Source organism: Streptomyces sp. NPDC008001 (assembly GCF_042958085.1).
Classification (GTDB): Bacteria; Actinomycetota; Actinomycetes; order Streptomycetales; family Streptomycetaceae; genus Streptomyces.
In genome coordinates this window covers 16,419-38,327 of the sequence record NZ_JBIBIZ010000001.1, presented here as the reverse complement: position 1 = coordinate 38,327, position 21,909 = coordinate 16,419, and the positions used below count along the sequence as shown (strand labels likewise).

The following is a 21,909-nucleotide window of genomic DNA, read 5'->3' as shown; positions in this document are numbered from 1 at the left end:
TTCGGCTCGCAGCGTTCCTGTCCGCTTTTGCGCGGTACCTGCCCATGGTGGACCGGGGGTAACCCGCGGCGCATACCCGGTCACACCTTTCCAGCGCAGGACGCAAGGCCCACTTCGGATCGTTTCTGAACGGAACAAGGCAAAGGGGCTTTTCCGATGAGTGTCAGCGATGGAATATTGCATCCCGATGCTGGAGTTTTTTCCCCATGATCCTCAGCTGTTCGAAAACCTAAGGGTTGGCCGGATCCCGCGCATGCGCCGGGCAGACGGGTGATCGACGACCTACGGCTCCGGTGACCGTCCGGGCCCAGGGAGGCACGGCATGACGACGCAACCGCAGGGCGGGACGCACCTCCGGCTGCCGGTCCGGCCCTGGCCGCGCGCGGCCGCGGCAGTGGTGGCGGGCGCGCTGCCCGCCCTCGCGTTTCCCACCCCTTCCCTGTGGTGGCTTGCGTATGCGGCGCTCGTCCCCTGGCTCTCCCTGATCCGCTCGGCTCCCACCGCGCGGCGGGCGGCGCTCGACGGCTGGCTCGGCGGTGGCGGGTTCCTGCTCGCCGTGCACCACTGGCTGCTGCCGAGTCTGCACGTCTTCATCCTGGTGCTGGCAGCGCTGCTGGGGCTGTTGTGGGCGCCGTGGGGCGTGCTGGTCAAGCGGCTGCTGGGGGGCACGCCCGGGCCGGGGCGGGCGGCCGTGGCCCTCCTCGTCGTCCCTTCCGGCTGGTTGATGGTCGAACTTGCCCGTTCCTGGGAGTATTTGGGCGGACCGTGGGGTCTGTTCGGGGCGAGCCAGTGGCAGGTGGCACCGGCTCTGAAGATCGCTTCTGTAGGCGGTATCTGGCTGGTTAGTTTCCTCCTCGTGGCCGTCAACACCGCTGTTTCCACGGCCATTTGGGCCCCTCGCGCGCGTATCACCGGACTAATCGGCCTGGCGGGCTGCGCGGCGGTCGTCGCCGGGGTGTGGTGGTGGGCGCCCTCGCCGCGGGAGGCGGGCACCGTCCGGATCGCGGTCGTGCAGCCGGGAATCGTCGAGGGGGCGGGCAGCGTCCAGCGCCGGTTCGACCGCCAGGAGGAGCTCACCCGGCAACTGGCCGGGCAGCGGGTGGACCTCGTCGTGTGGGGCGAGAGCAGCGTGGGCGGCGATCTCGCCGGGCACCCGGAGCTGCGGGACCGGCTCACGGCGCTGTCCCGGGCCGTGGGCGCGGACCTGTTGGTCAATGTGGACGCGCGCCGCTCGGACCGGCCCGGCATCTTCAAGAGTTCGGTGCTCGTCGGTCCCGGCGGGCCGACCGGCGACCGCTACGACAAGATGCGGCTGGTGCCGTTCGGGGAGTACGTGCCCGCGCGCTCGGTGCTGGGCTGGGCCACGTCGGTGGGCAAGGCGGCCGGCGAGGACCGCAAGCGCGGCGACCGGCAGGTGGTGATGCACCTTCCTCCCGGCCCCGGGGTGCCGGGAGGCCTGCGGATCGGTCCGCTGGTGTGCTTCGAGTCGGCGTTCCCCGACATGAGCCGGCAACTGGCGCGCGACGGCGCCCAGCTGATCGTCGCGCAGTCCTCCACCTCGACGTTCCAGAACAGCTGGGCCCCGTGGCAGCACGCCTCCCTGGCCGCACTGCGGGCGGCCGAGACGTGGCGGCCGGTGGTGCACGCGACGCTGACCGGAGTGAGCACGGTGGCGGATCCCCGGGGCCGGGCCGTCGGCGCGCCGCTCGGCCCGGACCGCAGCACGGTCGCCGTCCGCGACGTACCGCTGGCCGGCGGCACCAGTCCCTACGCGCGCTACGGGGACTGGATCGTCCTGGTGGCCTTTGCGGTCGTCGTCTGCACGGGCGCCTTCGAGGGCGCCCGTGTGATCCGGCGCCGCGTCAGGAAGCCTGCTCCAGAGCGTCCCTGACGATGCGTTCGCACAGCTCGTGGGTGCGCAGCGCGTCCTCGGCGTCGAGGACCTTCCCGGCCCGTACGGCGTCGAGGAAGGCGAGGACGGCCTGCTCGATGCCGCGCTGGCGGGAGACGGGCACCCAGTCGCCACGGCGCCGGGTGCTGGGCTGGCCCTTGTGGTCGACGACATCGGAGAGGTTGAGCACCTGCCGCTTGGTGTCCTGCCCGGAGACCTCCAGGACCTCCTCGCCGGAGCCGCTCCGCCGGTTCATGGTGCCGATGGCCGTGAAGCCGTCGCCGGAGAGCTGGAGCACGACGTGGTGCATGAGGCCGCCGCGGACCCGGGCGCGGACGTCCACGTGGTCGACGGGCCTGGGTGCGAGGAAGCGGAGGGTGTCGACGACGTGGATGAAGTCGTCGAGCACCAGGGTGCGCGGGTCCTCGGGGAGTCCGGTGCGGTTCTTCTGCATCAGGATCAGGTCGCGCGGGTGGTCGAGGCACTGGGCGTAGGAGGGTGCGTAGCGGCGGTTGAAGCCGACCGCCAGGCTGACCCCGCGCTCCCGGGCGAGCCGGACGAGGCGCTCGCTGGTGGCGAGGTCGTAGGCCAGGGGCTTGTCGACGTAGACGGGGACGCCCGCTTCGAGGAGGCGGGTGACGAGCTCGGGGTGGGCCGCCGTCGCGGCGTGGACGAAGGCCGCGTCGAGGCCGGCCGCGAGCAGGGAGCCGAGCTCGGTGTGGCACTGCGCTTCGGGGATGCGGTGGGTCTCCGCGACGCGCCGGACGGTGGCGGCGGTACGGGTGTGCAGGTGGAGTTCGAGCCCCGGCTGTGCGGTGAGTACCGGAAGGTACGCCTTCTGTGCGATGTCCCCGAGCCCGATGCAGCCGACCTTCACAGCGCCTCCCTGGTGCGTGCCTTCGTTCGGGAAGCATACGGGTGTACCGGAGGGTGCCAGTCCGCTATGCCGTCGTGGCCGCGGAGGACGACGCGCGGGCCGAGCCGGTTGACGACGGTGAAGGCGGCGGTGCGCAGGGCCACGGCGGGCGGGGCGGAGAGGGAGACCAGCCGGGCGATGCGGGCGGAGCGGCGGACGACCTCCATGGTGCGCGGCAGGCGCTGAGCGGTGTAGGCGGGCAGGGCCCGGGGGAGGTCGTCGGCTCCTCCGGCGAGGAGGAGGCCGAGGACGGCGCCGTCCTCGACGGCCTGGCAGCCGCCCTGGCCGAGGTTGGGCGCCATGGGGTGGGCGGCGTCGCCGAGCAGGGCGACCCGTCCGCGGTGGTAGGCGGGCAGCGCGGTGGTGATGTGGTGGACGTCGTTGCGCAGGACCGCGGAGGGGTCGGCGGCGGCGAGGATCGCGGGGACGGGGTGGTGCCAGCTGCCGAAGCGGCGGCGCAGTTCCTCGAGTTCGCCGTCGGGCGACCGGCCCCCGGCGGGGGTGACGGCCTGGGCGTAGGCGTAGACGCGGCCGTCGTGCAGCGGGACGGTGCCCCAGGTCGTGCCGCGCCCCCAGGTCTCGTGGGCGGGGAAGGGCTCGGAGGGGCGGGGCACGACGACGCGCCAGACGGTGAATCCCGCGTAGTGGGGGGCCGGGTGGCCGGGGAAGAGGAGGGCCCGGGTGGCCGAGTGGATGCCGTCGGCCGCCACGACGAGGTCGGCTTCGAGGTCTCCGGCGGGGGTGGTCACGCGGGCGGGGCGGGCGGGGCCGCCGGGGTCGGCGAGGGCGGCGGGGCTGCCGGTCCGTACGGCGTCCTCGGGGAGGCGGGAGGCGAGGAGGGCGACCAGGTCGGCGCGGTGAGTGACGACGACCGGTTCGCCGAAGCGCCGGGCGGCGGCCTCGTTGCTCGTACGGGAGAGCCAGCGGCCGCCGGGCAGGCGCAGGCCGCCGTCGGCCTGCCAGCCGGACAGGGCGCGGGCGGCGTCACCGGCGCCGAAGGTGTCGAGGGCGCGCAGGGCGTTGGCGGCGAGGGCGATGCCGGCGCCCACGGGTTCGAGGGCTGCGGTCCGTTCGAGGACGGTGACGGCCCAGCCCTGGTGGTGCAGAGCGGCCGCGGCGGTGAGGCCGCCGATTCCGCCGCCGATGACGACGGCACGGGGTGACTGCATGACGTTCCCTCCCGAGGGTCACTACGGATGTAGTGATGCTGAGGCTACTACGGCCGTAGTGGGCTCGCACTACTTCTGTAGTGAGAGGGGGCGGTAGGTTGAGACCCATGCCCGCCGACCAGCCCTCCGCGCCCGCATCAGCCGTCCCCGCCACCTCCGCCTCCGCCGAACGCCCCGCCGGGGCGCCCGCCGGGGCACCGGCCGTTTCGCCCCGCGCCGCGCTCATCGCCGACACGGCCCTGGCCCTGCTCGCCGAGCGCGGTACGCGCGGGCTGACGCACCGGGCGGTGGACGAGGCGGCGGGGCTGCCGCCCGGCTCGACCTCCAACCACGCCCGGACCCGCCTGGCGCTCCTGGAGCTGACGGTCCGGCAGCTCGCCCGGCGCGACGCGGAGATCCTCACCCCGGCCGAGTTCCCCGGCCCGGAGAAGGGGCCCGACGCGCTGGCGGACTCGGTCGCGACCGTGCTGCACCGGCTCCTGACCCGGCGGCGGGACCACGTCCTCGCGCGCTTCGAGCTGGCCCTGGAGGCCGCGCGGCGCCCGGAACTGCGGGCGATCTACGACGCGGCGGGCCGGGGGTTCCGCGATCTGATGGCGGAGCTGCTGACCGCGGCCGGGTCCGCCGAGCCGCAGCGGCACGCGCTGTCGCTCGGCGCGTGGTCCGACGGCGTGCTGTTCACCTGCACCGCGGGGCCGTACCACGACCGGGTGCCCGGCCGGGAGGAGTTGCGGGACAGCGCGGGCGAGCTGTTGCGCGGCATGCTCGGAGAGCCTGCGGGGAGAGGGAGAACCCCTGGGGGCGACGCCTGAGGGACGGGAGGAAAACCCCTGGCAGCGACACCTGCGGGACGGGAGGATGACCGCCATGACGACCACTGAGCGCACCAAGCCGCCCACGATCTCCGACGAGCGCACCAGCCTGGAGAGCTGGCTCGACTTCCACCGCGCCACGCTGGCCCGGAAGTGCGCCGGCCTGGACGAGGCGCAGCTGCGCGAAGCCTCCGCGCCCCCGTCGCCGCTCTCCCTCATGGGCCTCGTCCGGCACATGGCCGATGTCGAGCGCTCCTGGTTCCGCCGGTGCCTGGCCCGCGAGGACGCCGGGCCGATCTACTACAGCGACGAGGACGAGGACGGCGACATCCACGTCACCGCGGAGGACAGCTGGGAGGAGGCGTACGCCACCTGGCAGGCCGAGATCGCCGCGGCCCGGGAGGCGGCGCGCGGGCGGTCGCTGGACGACCGCGGCTTCGCCCCGCACCGCAACAAGGAGTACGACCTCCGCTGGATCTACCTCCACATGATCGAGGAGTACGCGCGCCACAACGGCCACGCCGACCTCATCCGGGAACGGATCGACGGGGCGACGGGGACGTGACCCCGCGGCCGCTCCACGGCCGTCCCGCAGTCACCCCGAGGCCGCACGCTTGATCGCCTATCACCCGTGCGGGTAATTCCCAACGCAGTCGGCGGCCCAGCAGAGTTGAGCGGGTGCATCGACTGCCTGCAGTGACGGTCCTGGCGGCGGTGGCGATGGCGACCGCCGCCGGTTGCGTCTCGGTCTCCCAGCGCCCGTCCTCCCACTCCCCGCCCCGCCCGCCGGGCCACGCCCGGCCCGGCGAGGCCGCGCCCGGTCCCGCCCGGGAGAACCTGATCACCATCGCTCCGGACGGCGCGGGCGGTGCGGGCGGCCCGTCGGATCCCGCGCAGGGGCCGGGAACCGCCTCGGCCGGCGGCCGGGCCGAGCACGATGCCGCCACCGGCCGCTCCGCCTCCCGGGCCCACGGGGACCCGGCGGACCCGTACGCCGCCTCCGGGCCGCCGGGCCCCTCCTCGGAGCACGCGGACTCCTCGGGCTCCTCCGCCGCCTGGGCCTCGCCGCAGCACTCCCGCCCGGCCCGCCGCACGAGCCGCCCCGGCTCCTGGGCGCCGGACCGCTCCACCGGGCCGGACAGCGGCCCGTCCTCCTCACGGAGCGAGGCGCCGGCCGCTCCGCCGTCGGAGGAGCGCCCCGCCGGTCCCCCGTCCGCGGCCGAGTCCCGCCGGGAAGCGCCGCCGCCCGCCCAGGCACCACCGCCCGCCCAGCCGCCCGCCATGCGCCGCAACAACGTCTGCGCGCTCGGCCGGGAGCACGGCCGCTGGCAGCAGGGCAGCGACGCGTCGAAGATCTGCGACTCGGTGTACGGACACTGACGGGCGGCGCAGGGCGTACGGTGCGCACCGTGCACGGTGCGCGGTGCGCGGTGCGCGGTTCACGATGCGGCAGGGCCTTCCGTACCCGGCACTGCCGCACCGCGCGGTTCCGGACCGGTCAGAGGGCCGGTGCGGACGCCAGGTCCGGGATCCGCCAGTCGATCGGCTCGTGGCCCTGGGCCGCGACCGCCTCGTTGATCTGGGTGAACGGGCGGCTGCCGAAGAACTTCTTCGCCGACAGCGGCGAGGGGTGGGCGCCCTTGACGACGACGTGCCGGGACTCGTCGATCAGCGGCAGCTTCTTCTGGGCGTAGTTGCCCCAGAGCACGAAGACGGCCGGGTCGGGCCGGGAGGCCACGGCGCGGATGACCGCGTCGGTGAACTTCTCCCAGCCCTTGCCCTTGTGGGAGTTGGGCTCCCCGCCGCGGACCGTCAGCACGGCGTTGAGCAGCAGGACGCCCTGCTCGGCCCACGGCTGGAGGTAGCCGTTGTCCGGGACGTCGTAGCCGAGCTCCTCGCGCATCTCCTTGTAGATGTTCCGCAGGGAGGGCGGGGTCTTCACGCCGGGCCGGACCGAGAAGCACAGGCCGTGGCCCTGGCCCGCACCGTGGTAGGGGTCCTGGCCGAGGATGAGGACCTTCACCTGCTCGTACGGGGTGGCCTCCAGGGCTGCGAAGACCTCCCCGCGCGGGGGGTACACCGGCGCCTTCGTGCGCTCCTCCTCCACGAAGTCGGTGAGCTCCTTGAAGTAGGGCTTGTCCAGCTCCTCGGCGAGGACACCGTGCCAGGACTGGGGCAGCGCGTCGGTGACGGTCACGTCAACAACCTCCGGGGTTCGATCCGTTCTCGCACGAGAACTTACCGGCGACCACTGACAACGGCCGATTCCCGGTCCCGTTCCCCGCTCCCCGGCCGGCTCCCCGTGCCCCCGCCCCTGTCCCCGTCCGGCGGCCTCAGAACCCCGCGTTGAGGAAGATCCCGCCGTCCACGACGAGCGTCTGCCCGGTGATCCACGCGGCGGCGTCCGAGAGCAGGAAGGCGGCCGCGCCCCCGATGTCCTCGGGCACCCCGAGACGGCCGAGCGGGTACGAGGCCACGACCTCCTCCTCGCGCCCCTCGTAGAGGGCGGCGGCGAACCTGGTCTTGACGACGGCCGGCGCGATGGAGTTGACGCGCACCCCCGGGGCGAACTCGTGCGCGAGCTGCAGCGTGAGGTTGACCATGGCGGCCTTGCTCATGCCGTACGCCCCGACGAACGGGGAGGCGGAGATGCCGGCGACGGACGCGATGTTGACGACCGCCCCGCCGTTCTCCTTCTGCCAGGCCCGCCACGTCTGCTGGGCGAAGCCGAGGGCGGAGATCACATTGGTCTCGAAGACCTTGCGCGCGACGCCGAGGTCGAGCTCGGCCATGGGCCCGAAGACGGGGTTGGTCCCGGCGTTGTTGACCAGGTAGTCGATGCGGCCGAACTCCTCCATGGCGTGCTCCACGGCGGCGGCCTGGTGGGCCTCGTCGTGGGCCTTGCCCGCGATGCCGATCGCCCGGCCCGCGCCGAGCGACTCGACGGCGTCCTTGAGGGCGTCCTCGTTGCGGCCGGTGATCACGACACGGTCGCCGCGGGCGACGAGCGCCTGCGCGATGCCGTAGCCGATGCCGCGGCTGGCGCCGGTGACGAGGGCGACCTTGCCGGTGTCCTCCTGACCGTCCCGCCGCTCCTGCTGCTCCTGCTGTTGCTGTGCTGCGGTCATCTCCGTGCTTCCTGTCAGTTGAGCGGTCCGCCGGCCACGTACAGCACCTGCCCCGAGACGAAGCCCGCCTGCTCGCCGGTGAAGAAGGCGACGGCGTTGGCGATGTCCTCGGGCTCGCCCACGCGCTGCACCGGGATCTGGCTCGCCGCGGCGGCCTTGAAGTCCTCGAAGCCCATGCCGATGCGCTCCGCGGTGGCGGCCGTCATGTCGGTGGCGATGAAACCGGGGGCGATGGAGTTGGCGGTGATGCCGAACTTGCCGAGCTCCTTGGCGAGGGACTTCGTGAAGCCCTGCATGCCGGCCTTGGCGGCGGCGTAGTTGGCCTGGCCGCGGTTGCCGAGGGCGGAGCTGCTGGAGAGGTTGACTATGCGGCCGAAGCCCGCGTCCACCATGTGCTTCTGGCAGGCGCGCGACATCAGGAACGCGCCCCGCAGGTGCACGTTCATGACGGTGTCCCAGTCGCTCTCACTCATCTTGAACAGCAGGTTGTCACGGGTCACGCCCGCGTTGTTGACGAGGATGAGCGGCGCGCCCAGCCCGGCGGCGATCCGGGTGACGGCCGCGTCCACCTGCGCGGCGTCGGAGACGTCGCAGCCTACGGCGAGGGCCGTGCCGCCCGCCGCCGTGATCTTCTCGACGGTGCCCGCACAGGCCGCCTCGTCGAGGTCGAGGACGGCGACCGCGCGGCCTTCCTGAGCCAGGCGTACGGCGGTCGCGGCACCGATGCCGCGGGCCGCGCCCGTGACGACGGCCACGCGCTGCTCGGGCTTGGGCATACGGGGGTCTCCTCACCTCGAAGGCCGCCCGCCCGCCCGGCGCCCGGCCGGACAGGTGAGCAACCGCTTAGTAGCTTCGACGGATCAGACGCTAGAAGCCCCGCCACCCGCTGTCAACGTCTTCCCGCGCGCCCCGTGCGGCACCGCGCCGCGAGCCCGGTCGCCGGGCCGGGCGGGTCACCGGACCAGCAGGTCCAGCAGCCGTTCCGGCTCGCCCTCCGGATCGGCCGTCAGGCCGGCGTGCACAGGGCCCGGCTGGACGACCGTACTGCGGGGAGCGATCAGCCAGCGGAAGCGGCGCCCCGGGTCGTCCCCGGCGGCCTGGCCGGCCCGCTCCCCGCCGAGGCACACGCCTTCGACGGCACAGAGCGCGGCCCGTACGCCCTCGACGTCGGCCGCCGGGTCGAGGGCCAGCAGCCGGGCCTCGTCCAGATGGACGCGGGCGGCCACGTAGCCCGTCGCCTGGCAGTAGACGACGACACCTGCGTTGATCTGCTCACCGCGTTCGACGCGGGGGACGACCCGCAGCAGTGCGTACTCGAAGACTTCGCGTCCGTTGTGGCGCCCGGTCACTTCCCGGCCCTTCCGTCGAGCCTGACACGCACCCACTCCGGCGCCTGCGAGGGCTTGTCCTTGCTGCGTTCGCCGACCGTGATCCGGTCGCCGATGCTCCGTGCCCGCTCCAGCAGCACCTCGACGTAGCGCCGGCGCACCGCGTCGGGGCCGTCGAAGCCCGGCTCGTCCGCGAGCCACTCGTCGGGCACGTCGGCCGCGACCTCGGTCAGCAGTTCCTCGGTGACGCGCGGCGCGAGCTCGGCCGCGGCGGCGGCGAGGTCGGGGCCGAAGGTCGCGAGGACGTGGTCCGAGGCGTCGTAGGGCTTGGCGGCGGCCGCGGCCGCGCCCGGCCAGTTGTGGTGCCAGATCATGGTGGCGCCGTGGTCGATGAGCCACAGCTCGCCGTGCCACACGAGCAGGTTCGGGTTGCGCCAGGACCGGTCGACGTTGTTGACCAGCGCGTCGAACCAGATGACGCGGCCGGCCTCGGCCGCGCCGACCTCGAAGGCGAGCGGGTCGAAGCCGAGGGCGCCGGGCAGGAAGTCCATGGCGAGGTTGAGCCCGCCGCTGGCCTTCAGCAGCCCCTGCACCTCCTGGTCGGGCTCGCCCCGGCCGATGACCGGGTCGAGCTGGATGCGGGCCAGGTCCGGCACCCGCAGCCCGAGCGCGCGTGCCAGCTGCCCGCAGACGACCTCGGCGACCAGCGTCTTGCGGCCCTGGCCGGCGCCGGTGAACTTCATGACGTACGTCCCGAGATCGTCGGCCTCGACGATGCCGGGGAGCGAGCCGCCCTCACGCAAGGGCGTGACATATCGGGTGGCGGTGACCTCTGGCAGCATGAACAACGACTCCAGCCTCTGGCGTGAAGTGAGCATAGTAACCGAGCGTGACAGCCGGGTCGCCGACGCGGTTCTGACGAGGTGACGGGTTTTCCCGACGGAACGGGCCGTTCTCACACAAAGGCGTGACATACCGGGTATCTGTGTCTTCGGGGAGCAATGCCCAGCGCCGCTGCCGGACTTCCACCGGCCTTTGAACGCGGGTGGCGCCGGCGCCGTATGACTCCCTGAAACTGCACGACCAGAGGAGCGAACATGAACCACACGTCACGCACCGCTTCCGTCACTCCCCCTGCCACCACCGACTCCACCGCCACCCCCGGCTCAACCGCCCCTAACGACTCCCCTGACTCCACCGCCTCCCGGGCCTCGTACGGTTCCACCCGCCGCAGTGTCGTCGCGGCGGCCGGGGCCGCCGGTCTCGTCACCGTGCTCGCCGCGTGCGGCGGAGGGGACGGGGGGAACGGCGGGGGCGGCGGGGACGACGAGGCGAAGGGCCTGGACGGGGGGATCGCGAAGACCTCGGACATCCCCGAGGGCGGCGGCAAGGTCTTCCCGGACCGGAAGGTCGTGGTGACCCAGCCGGCGAAGGGCCAGTTCAAGGCCTTCTCCGCCGTCTGCACGCACCAGGGGTGCGTGGTCAAGGACGTCTCCGGGGGGACGGTGAACTGTCCCTGTCACGGCAGCAAATTCAACATCGCGGACGGGAGCGTGCAGGCCGGCCCGGCGCAGCGGCCGCTGCCCGAGCAGAAGGTCTCCGTCCACGACGGTTCCCTGCACCTGGGGTGAGACCCGGCGTCAGCCCCGCCGGGGCGCGCCCCGCCAGCCGCGCAGGACGGCGTCGGCCGTGGTGACGGTGGCGACGAGCGCCAGGGTGTGGCCGACCATGGCCGCGGTGTAGTCCGCGGGCACGCCGGCGATGGCGTCGGCGGGGACGACGGCGGTGTAGCCGAGGTTGACGGCGTCGAAGACGGTGTTGGGGACGGCCACGTTGGCCGAGACGCCGGTGACGACGAGGGTGCGGCAGCCGAGGTTGCGCAGCAGGGCGTCCAGGCCGGTGCCCGCGAGGGGCGAGAGCCCGTGCAGCCGCCGGACGACGAGGTCGCCGTCGCCGACCGGGATCGGGTCGGCGACGCGCACCGCCCGGGTGCCGGTCAGCTGCTGCACGGGCAGCCGCTCGGCGGCGCGGAAGAGGCGGGCGTTGCGGCTGGCGCCGCGGCCGTCGGGGCGGCGCTCGGCGATGGCGTGCACGACCTGGACGCCCGCGTCGTGCGCGCCCGCGACGAGGCGGGCGATGGTGACGAGCGCGCCGGAGGTGCGGGCGGCGGCGGCGAGCTCGGGCAGGGCGCTGCCGGGTCCCACGACGCCGTTCTGGCACTCGACGGTGAGCAGCACGGTCGTCGCGGGGTCGGCCGCCTCGGCGGGCGGGTCGGGTGGTGCCATGCCGGTGCCTCCCTTCCGGGCTCTGCCGGCGTGGGGGTGAGGGCCGGGCCGCGTGAGGGTAGCGGGCATTGCGCCGGCGGGGGAAGGGGCCCACACTTCTGACACCTGGTCAGAATTGCGGGGGTGCGGGGAGGGGCACGATGGCCGTCACCCAGCGGCGGGGCCGCCGGATCATGATGACGGACGAGGAGCTCGACGCGTTCCTCGCCGGGCAGCGCACCTGCCGTGCGGCCACGGTGGGACGGGACGGGCGGCCGCACCTCAGCGCCCTGTGGTTCGTCTGGGACGGGTCCGCGGTGTGGCTGTACTCGCTCGTGCGCAGCCGCCGCTGGGCGGAGCTGCGGCGCGACGCCCGGATCGCGGTGCTGGTGGACGACGGGCGGGAGTACGGGGAACTGCGGGGCGCGGAGCTGTCCGGCACGGCCGTCTTCGTCGGCGAGGCGCCGCGCACGGGGCTGCCCTGCCCGGAGCTGGCCGCGCCGGAGGCGCTCTTCGCCGCCAAGTACTTCGGGGGCCCGTGCTCGATGCCGCACGACGGCCGGCACGCGTGGCTCCGGCTGTCGCCCGAGGCGGTCGCGTCCTGGGATTTCCGCAAGTTGCCGCTTCCCGGGACTTCCGCAAGCTGAGGGCCGGCCGCCGGGGCGAGGGGACGCCCCGCCCCCTGAGGAGGCAGCCGTAAGCCCGGGCCCCTCTGAAGAGGCAGCGGTCAGCCGGGCCCCTCCGAGAAGGACGCGGTCAGCCGGCCACCTTCTCGCCGGCCACCCGCAGCGCCTCGACCGCCGCCCGGATGGAAGGGCGCCGGTCCGCGTCGGCGCGCCAGATCGCGTAGACGTGACGGCGCACCGTGTGCCGCACGGGCACCACGCGCACCCCTTCCGGCACCGGGCCCCGGCCCAGCCGCGGTGCGACGGCGACGCCGAGCCCGGCGGCGATGAGGGCGAGCTGGGTGTGGTGCTCCTCGGCCATGTGGGAGATGCGGGGCTCGATGCCCTTGCCGCGCAGGGTGAGCATCAGCCAGTCGTGGCAGAACTCGCCCCGGGGCCAGGAGACCCAGTCGTCGTCGGCGAACTCCTCCAGGTCGACCTCCTCGCGGCCGGCCAGCGGGTGGCCGACCGGCATGGCCACGTCGGCGATGTCATCGAGGATCGGGGCCTTGGCCAGGCCGTCCGGCATGGGCAGCGGCTTGTTGTACCAGTCGAGGACGATCGCGACGTCGATGTCGCCGCGGACCACCCGGGGCACGGCCTCCTCCGGCTCCATCTCCTCCAGCCGGGCCCGCAGCTGGGGGTGGGCCCGGCGCAGCCCGGCGAGGGCGGCCGGGAAGAGGCCGCGGGCGGCCGTGGGGAAGGCGCCGAGGAGCAGCTCCCCGACGGCCTGCCCGCGCTGCGCCTCCAGGTCGGCCTGGGCCAGCTCGACCTGCGAGAGGATGCGTGAGGCGTGCTCGGCGAGCAGCCGGCCGGCGTCCGTGAGCCGCACTCCGCGCCCCTGCTTGGCGAGCAGCTGCTGCCCGGTCTCCCGCTCCAGCTTGGCGAGCTGCTGGGAGACGGCGGACGTCGTCACGTGCAGCCCGTCCGCCGCTGCACTGACGGAACCGTGGCGGGCTACGGCATTGAGGGTACGCAGGCGCTCCAGGTTCAACATGTAAGAAACTCTACGCGATAAACCCTACTTAAATTTACTTGTCCTAAGGTGTGGAAGCCGTCATTCTGACGACCATGCGCACCACGGCAATCCCCGGCTCCAACGCCCCCTCGGCTCTCCCCGAACACCCGGCCCCCGTCGCCGGCCCCATACCCCGTCAGCCGCAGCGGGGCCGCCCCGCCGTCGACTGGAGGATCCGCTTCGGTGCGCTCGCGCTCATTTGGGGCTGCAGCTTCTTGTTCATCAAGCTCGGCACGGACGGCTTCGCGCCGCTGTACGTCTCCTTCGGCCGCATGTTCTTCGGCACGGCGGTGCTCGCCGCGACGCTGGCCGTGAAGCGGGAGCGGCTGCCGCGCGCCGCCCGCACCTGGGGCCACCTGGCCGTCGCCGCCTTCCTCCTCAACGCCCTGCCCTTCACCCTCTTCGCCTACGCCGAGCTGCGCATTCCCTCGACGCTCGCCGGCATCTGCAACGCCACGACCCCGCTGTGGGGCATGGTCCTCTCGCTCGTGGCCCTCTCCGAGGACCGGCCGACGCGGCGCCGGTTCGCGGGCCTGGCCATCGGCTTCGCCGGGGTGCTGACCGTGCTCGGGGTCTGGCAGGGCTTCTCTGGACAGGACGCGGCCGGTACCGCCATGGCCCTCGTCGCGGCGGCCAGCTACGCGGTCGGCTGGATCTACGTGCGGCGCACGCTGGCCGACACCGGCGACTCGAACCTGTCGAAGTCCGGCGCGCAGCTGCTGCTGGGCACGGTCCAGCTTGCGGTCGTGGCCCCGCTGGTCGCCCCGGTGCCCACCTCCTTCCCCGCCGTGCCGCTGCTGGCAATCTTCGCCCTCGGGGCGCTGGGCACGGGCCTGGCCTTCCTCGTCCAGTACGGGCTCGTCGCCGAGGTCGGGCCCACGACGGCGACCATGATCACCTACCTCGTCCCGGTCGTCTCGACCATCACCGGCGTGGCCTTCCTGGGCGAGCAGCTCAGCTGGAACACCCCCGTCGGGGCGCTGATCGTGCTGGCCGGAGCCGCCCTCACCCAGAGCCGGACCGGAAGCGGGCGGGGCCGGAAGGACACCATCTCCCCCGCGGTGAAGGCGAACACGACCGGCTCTCCCGCGGCCGGCACCGCGGTGAAGGCCCGTCAGTCGTAACGCCCCGCTGCCGTAGGACGGGTCGCGGCCGCCAAGGCGTCCGCGACCCGTTCCGTTTCGCCCGCCGCCAGGGCCGAGACGGTCAGCCGCACGCCGGGGGGCGACGAGAGCCGGAACCGGGCCCCCGGCGCGACCGCCCAGCCCGCGTGGAGCAGCCGCGCCACCGCCGCCGTCTCGTCGGGCACGGGGAGCCAGACGTTCATGCCGCTGCGGCCGTGCGCCTCGATGCCCCGCTCGCGCAGGGCCCGGACGAGCGGATCGCGGCGCCGCCCGTACGCGGCGGCCACCTTCACCGCATCCACCGCGCCGCTGCGCCACAGCTGCACGACGGCGTCCTGCAGGATGTGGCTGACCCAGCCGGGCCCGAGACGCTGCCGGCCGCGCACCCGGTCCACCGTGACGGCATCGCCCGCGAGCACGGCGAGGCGCAGGTCGGGCCCGTAGGCCTTGGCTACCGAGCGCACGACGACCCAGTGATCGGTGCACCCCGTGAGGGTGTTCAAGGGCAGGTCGACTATGCCGTGGCCGTGGTCGTCCTCGATCAGCAGTGCCTGCGGATGGCCCGCGAGCACGGCGCGCAGCTCCTGCGCTCGGGCCGCGCCCACCACCGCACCCGTGGGGTTCTGCGCGCGAGCGGTGACGATCAGGGCCCGGGCGCCCTGCTGCAGCGCCCGGTCCGCCGCACCCGGCAGCGGGCCGTCGTCGTCGACGGGCACGGGAACGGGCCGCAGCCCGAGGGCCGGGACGAGGTCGAGGACGCTGCCCCAGCCCGGATCCTCGACCGCGACGGCGTCACCCGGCCGCATGTGCACGGCGAGCACCCGCTCGATGGCGTCGAGCGCGCCGGAGGTGACGGCGAGCGGCCCGTCCGGGACACCGTCCGCCGTGAAGGCGGCCCTGGCGAGCCGCTCCAGCTCGGTGTCGACAGCGGGCGCCCCGTACAGCGCGGGGGCCTCGGCGGCGCGGGCGGCGGCAACGGCGAGCGCCTCGCCGAGCGGGGGCAGCAGGGCGGGGTCGGGATTGCCCGCCGAGACGTCCCGGACGCCCTCGGGGACCTCGACGTGGAGCAGCTCGCGGGCCGTGCTGGCCGGGCGGTGGCGCACACGGCTCCCCCGGCGGCCGGCCGTCTCGATCACCCCGCGCTCGCGCAGCGTGCGATAGGCGGCCGCGACCGTATTGGGATTGACCCCCAGCTCGACCGCCAGCTCCCTCATGGGCGGGAGCAGTTCGCCGGGAGCCAGCTTGCCCGCGCCCACGGCGTGCTCCACGCTCGCGGAAATCTCTGCTGCGCGGCGACCTTCGATCCGATACTCTCCTAGCACAAAGAAGATTATGCACTAGTGCAATGGAGTTGGCAATGACGGTTTCGCCGCCCGCCGCGTACGAGCAGACCGAACGGACGACGCCGACCCGCGCCCGCGAGCGCGCGTCGTACTACCGCGAGGTCGTGCACGCGATCCTCGACGCGGGATACGTCTGCCACCTCGGCTTCGTGCGCGACGGGGCGCCGGTCGTCCTGCCCACGCTCTACGGGCGCGTCGGCGACCGGCTCTACGTGCACGGCTCGACGGGTTCGCGCCCGCTGCGCGCCGCGGGCGGGGCGGGAGACGCGGGCATGCCCGTCTGCGTGACCGTCACCCACGTCGACGGCCTCGTCCTGGCGCGCTCCGCCTTCCACCACTCCCTGAACTACCGCTCGGTCGTGGTGCACGGCTCCGCCCGCCAGGTGACCGGGGAGGCCGAGAAGCGCGCGGCCCTCGACGCCCTGGTCGAGCAGGCCACGCCGGGCCGCTCGGCGGACTGCCGCCCGGCCTCCGCCAAGGAGCTCGCCGCCACGGCCGTGCTCCGCCTCGACCTCGCCGAGGTGTCGGCCAAGATCCGCGCCGGCGGCGTGAACGACGAGCCCGAGGACCTCGCCCTCCCCCACTGGAGCGGCATCGTGCCCGTGGCCCCCGCGTACGGCACGCCCATACCCGATCGGCACCTCGCGCCGGGCACGCCCGTACCGGCGTACGTCACCGCTCTCTGAGCGGGCTTCGACGCGCATCGGGGGTCGCGCCCGCGGCCCCGCCCGCCCCGGCCCCCGCCGCCGCTTCGCCACCCCGGGCCACCGGAGCCGCCACGGCCTTCTTCGGCGTGGAGGACTGGGCGATGAAGGCGCCCACCAGCACCAGGGCGCCGCCGAGGAGCTGGGGCAAGGACAGGTGCTCGCCCAGCAGCACCCAGGCCAGCACCGTCGCGATCACCGCCTCCAGGCACGCGACCACGCCCGCGACCTGCGGCGACAGCGAGCGCACGGCGAGCACGCCGGTGAGGTACGCGGCCACGGTGGCGATCAGCACGATCCAGCCGAGGAGCAGCACGGCGGGCACGTCCGTACCGTTCATCCCCGCGCTCCCGGTGAGCACGGACCAGTCCATGTCCCAGGGCCGGGCGACGGCGGTGAGGACGAGGGCGCCGACAAGGAGCCCGTAGGCGATGACGCCGAAGGGGTCGGCGGGCTCCTCGCCGTCGCTTCCGTGGTCGGACAGCACGAAGTAGCCGACCTGGCAGCACGCGGCGCCGAGGGCCAGCAGCAGCCCCACCGCGTCGAAGCTCATGCCCGACCACACCTCGACCACGCAGGCGAGCCCGGCGACGGCGAGCACCACGCCCACGGCCGCGGCGCGGCTCACCGGCCGGCGCTGCACGAAGCGCACCCAGCCCAGCAGGAGCGCCGGCCCGAGGTATTCGACGAGCAGCGCGACGCCGACCGGGATCCGGGATATCGCCGCGAAGTAGCAGGCCTGGACGCCCGCGACGGCCAGCAGGCCGAAACCGGCGAGGAGGGCGGGGCGGCGGGTGACGAGGGCGCGGTGCCGCCAGGCGACCGGCAGCAGGACCAGGGCCGCGCCGGCCACCCGTAGCCACACCACGTGCAGCGGGTCGAGTCCCACCTGGATCAGCGGCTTGGCCGCGACGCCGGAACCACCGAACGCGAGCGCGGAGACCAGGGCGAAACCCAGGCCCGCGCTTCTCCCTTGAGAGGCTTGCATCGGCACATCATGCCAGCCGATGACATGACCGTCACCCCTCCAAGCTCATGACGTAATGATCAGGGAAACGGACAGGGGGATGCCACGGCACATGACGTCATGGCAGGTCACGGCTCATCAGGTCGAGGTCCGCCGCAAGCAGGCCGGTGTCCGTGCCCGCCCGGCGCATGACCTCGGCCGCGCGGCAGCGGCGGTCCCGGGCGAGCATCGCCAGCAGATCCGTCCCTTCCGCCCGGTCGGCGCCCCGCGCGCGGGCCCGCGCGAACGCGCCCTCCAGGGCGGCGGCCGCGGCGGGCGACCAGCCGGGCGCCCGGCATGCGAGGAGGACGGGCAGCGAGCCGGAGTCCTCGACGGTGCCGCTCCAGCGCAGCCCGTAGCCGATGGTGCGCTGGACGAGATAGCCGAGCAGCCGTACCGACTGGCCCTCGCCCTGCCCGTCCACCGCGCGGCACACGGCGGGGTCCGCCTCCATCAGGGTGTGGAGCAGGTGGGCGGTGTCGGCCTGCCGGTCACCGTCCCGCACGGCACGCCGGCGGGCGCCCGTGACCGCGGCCGCCAGCTCGGCGCTGAACAGGCCTTCTCGGACGACGCCCGTCGCCCCCTTGTCTCCTATGCGGCTTTGCACCCTCCCACCCCATCAGCCACCGGCCGCCCGGTCATCCCCGCAGGGAAGCATTCGCGCATCCCACGGGGGTTGGGTACGCACGGCGGTTTCCTCCTCCTTGAGGAGGACGGGCACGTCATCGTCCTCAGGGGGTGTTCCCGCCGGAAACGCGGGAACACCCCGCCACCGCCGCGCGCCGCGCCCGGGCCCGGGCCCGGCGGCGACCCGCCGGGCCACTTTCTCGTATTGGCCCTGGCCTGCCGGTCCTTCGGCGTCGTAGCGTCCGGCCATGCGCATTCGAATCGTCGACGCCTTCACCGACCGGCCCTTCGCCGGCAACCCGGCCGGGGTCGTCCTCTTCGACGGGGACTTCCCCGGCGACGACCGGCTCCAGAAGATCGCCGCCGAGGTGAACCTCTCCGAAACGGCCTTCGCCCGCCCCCTCACCGGCGCCTCGCAGGACGCCGACTGGGCGCTCCGCTGGTTCACGCCCCTGACCGAGGTCGACATGTGCGGCCACGCCACCCTCGCCACGGCGCACGTCCTGCACACCACGGGCGCCGCGACCGGCACGGCCCGCTTCGCCGCGCGCTGCGGCGTCCTCACCGCCACCGCGCACGACGACGGCTCGATCACCCTGGACTTCCCGACCGCGCCGCTCGCCCCGGTCGCCCTCCCCGGCGGCGTGTCCGAGGCCCTGGGCGCCGAGGTGCGGAGCGCCCACGACACCGGCCCCCACATCGGCGACCTGCTGGTCGAGCTGGCCGACGAGAAGACCGTCCGGGACCTGGCACCCGACGTCCGGGCCCTCGGCAGGCACTCCCGCCGGGGCATCATCGCCACCGCCCCGGCCGAGGACCCGGCCCGCGGCTACGACTACGTCTCGCGCTGCTTCTTCCCCAACGTCGGCATCGACGAGGACCCCGTCACCGGCAGCGCGCACACCGCGCTCGCCCCGTTCTGGTCGGGGCGGCTGGGCCGGGACGACCTGACGGGGCTCCAGGCGTCCGCCCGCACCGGCCTGGTACGGACCGGGCTGCGCGGTGACCGTACGCTGCTGACCGGCTCGGCCGTCACCGTCATCGAGGGGGACCTGCTCGCCTGAGCCGGGACCGGGCAGCCGGACCGGACGGCCGGGCCGGACGGCCGGGCCGGACCGTCGGGTAAAGCCATCACGTCAAGCCGTCGGCAGCCAGCCCACCTTGCCCGCCAGCAGCGCGTACCCGACGAACGCCACGACGTCGATCAGCGCGTGCGCGGCCACCAGCGGCCCGACCCGCCCCCAGCGCCGGTAGAGCAGGACGAAGACGACGCCCATCACCATGTTCCCGATGAGCCCGCCGACGCCCTGGTAGAGGTGGTACGAGCCGCGCAGGGCCGCGCTCGCCGCGAGTGCGGCCGCCGGCGTCCACCCCAGCTGTCCCAGCCGGCGCAGCAGGTACCCGACGACCACGACCTCCTCCAGCACCGCGTTCTGCACCGCGGACGCGACGAGGACGGGGATCTTCCACCACACGTCGGGCAGCGACTCCGGCACCACGGTCAGGTTGAAGCCCGCCGCCCGGACGCCGAGGTAGAACAGCAGCCCGGTGCCGCCGATGGCCGCCGCCACGCCCGCCCCGCGCGTGAGGTCGGACGCCGGGCGGTCCCGGTCGAGACCGATGGCGCGCAGGCCCGGCGTTCCCTCGCGCAGCAGCAGGTGGGCCACCAGGAACACCGGCACCAGCGCGGTCGCGATGCCGAAGACCTGCCAGGACAGGTCGAGCCAGGGGCGGCCGGGCGCGTGCGAGGCGTTGAGGTTGGCGGCCTGGTGCTTGAGCCCGCCCGGCCGCGTGAGCGCGCCGACGAAGCTGATCAGCGACGAGACCGCGCTGGCCCCCAGTGACAGCGCGAGGACGAGCAGCGTCTCGCTGCGCAGCGTGCGCCGCAGGGCGGTGCCGCCGGGCAGCGGTCCGGACGGGGCACCGGGCGGGAGGCCCGGCAGGATGCCGTCCTCGCCCTGCGCGTTCTGCCGCACCTGTGCCTCCCCTTCCGCCCGCCCCACCAGCGGAGGCGCCGTACCGGGCCGCCCGATGCGGCGGCCGCCGTCACAGCTTGCCCGACGCGCCGGAGCCCGCGGGGCAGGGGGTACGGGTGAGGGGGAGCGTGTCAGTCGCCGGGGCCGGCGGGCCAGGTGTGCACCGGTGCGCCCGTGCGCATCAGCTCGCAGTAGCGGCGGGTGGTGACGGCCAGCGCCTTGTGCCGGTCCAGGCCGCTCTCCAGGGCCCGGTGGTAGGTGGCGGCCTGCCAGGACGCACCGTTGGTGCGGCGGCGGCAGCGGCCCTCGATCACCCCGAGGTAGCGGTCCCGGTCCGAGGGCTCCACGCCCCAGGCGTCGAGCCCGGCCGCGGCGAGCGGCAGCAGTTCCTCCTGCACGAGCCGGACGGCGGGCACCCGCTCAAGGGCCGCGGCCCGGCCGCCCCCCTTGACCGCCTTGGGCCAGCGCAGCCAGGCGTCGATGCCGTGCCGGCAGGCCGCGTCGAAGTTCTCCGCGGCGACGGGGAACGGCAGCCGGGTCCACACCGGCCGCGGCTCCTCCGCGAGCGCCCTGACCAGCCCGTAGTAGAAGGCGGTGTTGGCGATGACGTCGGTGACGGTGGGGCCCGCGGGCAGCACCCGGTTCTCCACCCGCAAGTGGGGCACGCCGTCGGCTATCCCGTAGACGGGCCGGTTCCAGCGGTAGACCGTCCCGTTGTGCAGCGTCAGCTCGTGCAGCCTCGGCACGCCGCCCTCCGCCACGACGCGCACCGGGTCCTCGTCCGCGGAGATGGGCAGCACCGGCGGGAAGAAACGCAGGTTCTCCTCGAACAGCTCGTACGCGGAATCGATCCAGCGCTCCCCGAACCACGTGCGCGGGCGTACGCCCTGGGCCATGAGCTCGGGCGGGCGGGTGTCGGTGGACTGCACGAACAACGGCGGGCGGGACTCGCGCCACACCTCCCGGCCGAAGAGGAAGGGCGAATTGGCCCCGACGGCGATCTGCGCGGCCGCAACGGCCTGCGCGGAATTCCATACGGCGGCGAACCGCCTGGGCGTCACCTGCAGATGCAACTGCACGGAGGTGCAGGCGGCTTCGGGAGCGATGGACTCGGCGGTGCAGGTCAGCCGCTCGACGCCCTCGATGTCGATCGCGAAGTGCTCGCCCCGGGCGGCCACGACCTGCTCGTTCAGCATCGCGTAGCGCTCGTCGGCGGAGAGGTTCGCCGAGACCAGATGATGGTCCTCCAGGGTCGGCAGAATACCGATCATCACGATCCCGGAATCGACCTCCATGGCTTTGCGATCGGCATAGGAGAGCGTGGTGCGCAACTCTTCGGCAAGCTGGTCCAGGACGCTCCCGGAGAGCCGGTGCGGGACAATGTTCACTTCCAGGTTGAAACGGCCGAGTTCGGTCTGGAAATCACCGCTGGCGATACGTTCCAGCACTTCGGCGTTCACCATGCTCGGCATCCCGTCGGTCCCCGCGAGATTCAGCTCGATCTCCAGGCCCATGAGATTCCTGGGGCGGTCGAAGCGCTTCTCTTCCAGCAGTCTCGCCAGTGCTTCCAGGCACTGCCGGAGCTTGGCGCGGTGGCGCTGCCGGTCGGCGAGGTCGATGCCCCCGGCCACGACCTTATCCCCCATCGCAGGGTCCCTTCTCACGTGGGTCGCCGCGGCGCCGGCGGCTCGCGTCACGGTCGATGATGCCCAGCCAATGTGATCGATAACGCCCCGGCGGCACCGCATACCCGCTACGCTCTCGGCAACGCATCCGGTGGCACATTCCCTGGGCATGCCGGGGCCCCTGGCAATGCCGATAGCGCTGGTGATAAACACCGACGAGATTCGGCCTACCCTGCCCGGGGAACAATGCGAGGTAGCACGCCCGGCGGAGGCGCAGAATCACCGAAATCACCCCCTGACGGGGCCCTGATAT

At 73.8% G+C, this 21,909-nt stretch carries 23 protein-coding genes; 9 read left to right on the top strand and 14 right to left on the bottom strand.

Features of this window, described 5'->3' with window-relative positions; translation table 11 throughout:
- Positions 1–322 precede the first annotated feature (322 nt).
- Positions 323–1,891 (top strand): apolipoprotein N-acyltransferase, encoded by a 1,569-nt coding sequence (gene lnt, locus ACFZCD_RS00190; RefSeq protein ID WP_391826214.1) that lies wholly within the window; start codon positions 323–325, stop codon positions 1,889–1,891.
- Here lnt and ACFZCD_RS00185 read toward each other — a convergent pair.
- On the bottom strand, positions 1,863–2,768 hold the full coding sequence (locus tag ACFZCD_RS00185; protein ID WP_391826212.1) for a Gfo/Idh/MocA family protein: 906 nt from the start codon (positions 2,766–2,768) through the stop codon (positions 1,863–1,865). The two genes, lnt and ACFZCD_RS00185, sit on opposite strands and share 29 nt — an antisense overlap.
- Positions 2,765–3,976 carry an FAD-dependent monooxygenase gene (locus tag ACFZCD_RS00180; RefSeq protein WP_391826210.1) on the bottom strand — a complete coding sequence of 404 codons (1,212 nt, stop codon included), beginning with the start codon at positions 3,974–3,976 and terminating at the stop codon, positions 2,765–2,767. The genes ACFZCD_RS00185 and ACFZCD_RS00180 overlap by 4 nt, the downstream gene beginning before the upstream one ends.
- 107 nt (positions 3,977–4,083) lie before the next feature.
- Here ACFZCD_RS00180 and ACFZCD_RS00175 point away from each other — a divergent pair, with 107 nt between their 5' ends.
- The 3 genes from ACFZCD_RS00175 to ACFZCD_RS00165 all read left to right on the top strand — a co-directional run bounded on the left by ACFZCD_RS00175 (position 4,084) and on the right by ACFZCD_RS00165 (position 6,168).
- Positions 4,084–4,788 carry a TetR/AcrR family transcriptional regulator gene (locus ACFZCD_RS00175; protein ID WP_391826208.1) on the top strand — a complete coding sequence of 235 codons (705 nt, stop codon included), beginning with the start codon at positions 4,084–4,086 and terminating at the stop codon, positions 4,786–4,788.
- Positions 4,789–4,843: 55 nt separating this feature from the next.
- Positions 4,844–5,353: a DinB family protein gene (locus ACFZCD_RS00170; RefSeq protein ID WP_391826206.1), complete on the top strand. Its 510-nt coding sequence runs from the start codon at positions 4,844–4,846 to the stop codon at positions 5,351–5,353.
- A 113-nt stretch (positions 5,354–5,466) separates the two neighbouring features.
- Positions 5,467–6,168, top strand: coding sequence for a hypothetical protein (locus ACFZCD_RS00165; RefSeq protein ID WP_391826204.1), 702 nt, complete (start codon positions 5,467–5,469; stop codon positions 6,166–6,168).
- Between the two features lie 118 nt (positions 6,169–6,286).
- On the opposite strand, the gene ACFZCD_RS00160 is transcribed toward ACFZCD_RS00165, so the two are convergent.
- From ACFZCD_RS00160 to ACFZCD_RS00140, 5 genes are all read right to left on the bottom strand, one after another.
- On the bottom strand, positions 6,287–6,985 hold the full coding sequence (locus tag ACFZCD_RS00160) for a uracil-DNA glycosylase (RefSeq protein ID WP_391826202.1): 699 nt from the start codon (positions 6,983–6,985) through the stop codon (positions 6,287–6,289).
- Positions 6,986–7,121: 136 nt separating this feature from the next.
- On the bottom strand, positions 7,122–7,916 hold the full coding sequence (locus ACFZCD_RS00155) for an SDR family oxidoreductase (protein WP_391826200.1): 795 nt from the start codon (positions 7,914–7,916) through the stop codon (positions 7,122–7,124).
- Between the two features lie 14 nt (positions 7,917–7,930).
- Positions 7,931–8,692, bottom strand: coding sequence for a 3-oxoacyl-ACP reductase FabG (gene fabG, locus ACFZCD_RS00150; protein WP_391826198.1), 762 nt, complete (start codon positions 8,690–8,692; stop codon positions 7,931–7,933).
- Between the two features lie 177 nt (positions 8,693–8,869).
- Positions 8,870–9,265, bottom strand: coding sequence for a DUF3037 domain-containing protein (locus ACFZCD_RS00145; RefSeq protein ID WP_391826196.1), 396 nt, complete (start codon positions 9,263–9,265; stop codon positions 8,870–8,872).
- Positions 9,262–10,086 carry a HipA family kinase gene (locus ACFZCD_RS00140; protein ID WP_391826195.1) on the bottom strand — a complete coding sequence of 275 codons (825 nt, stop codon included), beginning with the start codon at positions 10,084–10,086 and terminating at the stop codon, positions 9,262–9,264. The genes ACFZCD_RS00145 and ACFZCD_RS00140 overlap by 4 nt, the downstream gene beginning before the upstream one ends.
- Positions 10,087–10,341: 255 nt before the next feature.
- Here ACFZCD_RS00140 and ACFZCD_RS00135 point away from each other — a divergent pair, with 255 nt between their 5' ends.
- Positions 10,342–10,875 (top strand): Rieske (2Fe-2S) protein, encoded by a 534-nt coding sequence (locus ACFZCD_RS00135; protein WP_391826193.1) that lies wholly within the window; start codon positions 10,342–10,344, stop codon positions 10,873–10,875.
- Positions 10,876–10,884: 9 nt separating this feature from the next.
- On the opposite strand, the gene ACFZCD_RS00130 is transcribed toward ACFZCD_RS00135, so the two are convergent.
- Positions 10,885–11,529: a cysteine hydrolase gene (locus ACFZCD_RS00130; protein ID WP_391826191.1), complete on the bottom strand. Its 645-nt coding sequence runs from the start codon at positions 11,527–11,529 to the stop codon at positions 10,885–10,887.
- 140 nt (positions 11,530–11,669) lie between these two features.
- On the opposite strand from ACFZCD_RS00130, the gene ACFZCD_RS00125 reads away from it, so the two are divergent.
- Complete coding sequence (locus ACFZCD_RS00125) at positions 11,670–12,155, top strand: pyridoxamine 5'-phosphate oxidase family protein (protein ID WP_391826189.1); 486 nt, start codon at positions 11,670–11,672, stop codon at positions 12,153–12,155.
- Between the two features lie 109 nt (positions 12,156–12,264).
- Here ACFZCD_RS00125 and ACFZCD_RS00120 read toward each other — a convergent pair whose 3' ends face one another.
- A complete protein-coding gene (locus tag ACFZCD_RS00120) occupies positions 12,265–13,170 on the bottom strand; it encodes a LysR family transcriptional regulator (RefSeq protein ID WP_391826187.1) in 906 nt (301 codons plus the stop codon).
- 74 nt (positions 13,171–13,244) lie between these two features.
- Between ACFZCD_RS00120 and ACFZCD_RS00115 the strand changes: the two genes are divergently transcribed.
- Positions 13,245–14,315 carry a DMT family transporter gene (locus ACFZCD_RS00115; protein WP_391826185.1) on the top strand — a complete coding sequence of 357 codons (1,071 nt, stop codon included), beginning with the start codon at positions 13,245–13,247 and terminating at the stop codon, positions 14,313–14,315.
- On the opposite strand, the gene ACFZCD_RS00110 is transcribed toward ACFZCD_RS00115, so the two are convergent.
- Positions 14,306–15,637, bottom strand: coding sequence for an aminotransferase class I/II-fold pyridoxal phosphate-dependent enzyme (locus ACFZCD_RS00110; protein WP_391826183.1), 1,332 nt, complete (start codon positions 15,635–15,637; stop codon positions 14,306–14,308). The genes ACFZCD_RS00115 and ACFZCD_RS00110 overlap by 10 nt on opposite strands.
- A gap of 35 nt (positions 15,638–15,672) precedes the next feature.
- Here ACFZCD_RS00110 and ACFZCD_RS00105 point away from each other — a divergent pair, with 35 nt between their 5' ends.
- Entirely contained in the window at positions 15,673–16,344 is a 672-nt protein-coding gene (locus ACFZCD_RS00105; RefSeq protein WP_391826181.1) for a pyridoxamine 5'-phosphate oxidase family protein, read from the top strand.
- Here ACFZCD_RS00105 and ACFZCD_RS00100 read toward each other — a convergent pair.
- Both ACFZCD_RS00100 and ACFZCD_RS00095 read right to left on the bottom strand, forming a co-directional pair.
- Complete coding sequence (locus ACFZCD_RS00100) at positions 16,331–17,350, bottom strand: DMT family transporter (protein ID WP_391826179.1); 1,020 nt, start codon at positions 17,348–17,350, stop codon at positions 16,331–16,333. The genes ACFZCD_RS00105 and ACFZCD_RS00100 overlap by 14 nt on opposite strands.
- Positions 17,351–17,447: 97 nt before the next feature.
- On the bottom strand, positions 17,448–17,975 hold the full coding sequence (locus ACFZCD_RS00095) for a peptidase (RefSeq protein ID WP_391826177.1): 528 nt from the start codon (positions 17,973–17,975) through the stop codon (positions 17,448–17,450).
- A gap of 268 nt (positions 17,976–18,243) precedes the next feature.
- Here ACFZCD_RS00095 and ACFZCD_RS00090 point away from each other — a divergent pair, with 268 nt between their 5' ends.
- Positions 18,244–19,059 (top strand): PhzF family phenazine biosynthesis protein, encoded by an 816-nt coding sequence (locus ACFZCD_RS00090; protein WP_391826175.1) that lies wholly within the window; start codon positions 18,244–18,246, stop codon positions 19,057–19,059.
- 72 nt (positions 19,060–19,131) lie between these two features.
- Here the strand turns inward: ACFZCD_RS00090 and ACFZCD_RS00085 are convergent, their stop codons facing one another.
- A complete protein-coding gene (locus tag ACFZCD_RS00085; protein ID WP_391827890.1) occupies positions 19,132–19,938 on the bottom strand; it encodes a CPBP family intramembrane glutamic endopeptidase in 807 nt (268 codons plus the stop codon).
- Between the two features lie 164 nt (positions 19,939–20,102).
- Positions 20,103–21,617, bottom strand: a complete 1,515-nt coding sequence (locus ACFZCD_RS00080) for a glutamate--cysteine ligase (RefSeq protein WP_391826174.1) — start codon at positions 21,615–21,617, stop codon at positions 20,103–20,105.
- Between the last annotated feature and the right edge of the window lie 292 nt (positions 21,618–21,909).

Excerpts from the sequence above, each read along its gene's own strand:
- ACFZCD_RS00105 (WP_391826181.1), top strand. The coding sequence starts at position 15,673 with ATGACGGTTTCGCCGCCCGCCGCGTACGAGCAGACCGAACGGACGACG.
- ACFZCD_RS00080 (WP_391826174.1), bottom strand. The coding sequence starts at position 21,617 with ATGGGGGATAAGGTCGTGGCCGGGGGCATCGACCTCGCCGACCGGCAG.
- ACFZCD_RS00100 (WP_391826179.1), bottom strand. The coding sequence starts at position 17,350 with ATGCAAGCCTCTCAAGGGAGAAGCGCGGGCCTGGGTTTCGCCCTGGTC.
- ACFZCD_RS00130 (WP_391826191.1), bottom strand. The coding sequence starts at position 11,529 with ATGGCACCACCCGACCCGCCCGCCGAGGCGGCCGACCCCGCGACGACC.
- fabG (WP_391826198.1), bottom strand. The coding sequence starts at position 8,692 with ATGCCCAAGCCCGAGCAGCGCGTGGCCGTCGTCACGGGCGCGGCCCGC.
- lnt (WP_391826214.1), top strand. The coding sequence starts at position 323 with ATGACGACGCAACCGCAGGGCGGGACGCACCTCCGGCTGCCGGTCCGG.
- ACFZCD_RS00120 (WP_391826187.1), bottom strand. The coding sequence starts at position 13,170 with ATGTTGAACCTGGAGCGCCTGCGTACCCTCAATGCCGTAGCCCGCCAC.
- ACFZCD_RS00115 (WP_391826185.1), top strand. The coding sequence starts at position 13,245 with ATGCGCACCACGGCAATCCCCGGCTCCAACGCCCCCTCGGCTCTCCCC.
- ACFZCD_RS00140 (WP_391826195.1), bottom strand. The coding sequence starts at position 10,086 with ATGCTGCCAGAGGTCACCGCCACCCGATATGTCACGCCCTTGCGTGAG.
- ACFZCD_RS00090 (WP_391826175.1), top strand. The coding sequence starts at position 18,244 with ATGCGCATTCGAATCGTCGACGCCTTCACCGACCGGCCCTTCGCCGGC.
- ACFZCD_RS00180 (WP_391826210.1), bottom strand. The coding sequence starts at position 3,976 with ATGCAGTCACCCCGTGCCGTCGTCATCGGCGGCGGAATCGGCGGCCTC.
- ACFZCD_RS00155 (WP_391826200.1), bottom strand. The coding sequence starts at position 7,916 with ATGACCGCAGCACAGCAACAGCAGGAGCAGCAGGAGCGGCGGGACGGT.
- ACFZCD_RS00175 (WP_391826208.1), top strand. The coding sequence starts at position 4,084 with ATGCCCGCCGACCAGCCCTCCGCGCCCGCATCAGCCGTCCCCGCCACC.
- ACFZCD_RS00170 (WP_391826206.1), top strand. The coding sequence starts at position 4,844 with ATGACGACCACTGAGCGCACCAAGCCGCCCACGATCTCCGACGAGCGC.
- ACFZCD_RS00125 (WP_391826189.1), top strand. The coding sequence starts at position 11,670 with ATGGCCGTCACCCAGCGGCGGGGCCGCCGGATCATGATGACGGACGAG.
- ACFZCD_RS00135 (WP_391826193.1), top strand. The coding sequence starts at position 10,342 with ATGAACCACACGTCACGCACCGCTTCCGTCACTCCCCCTGCCACCACC.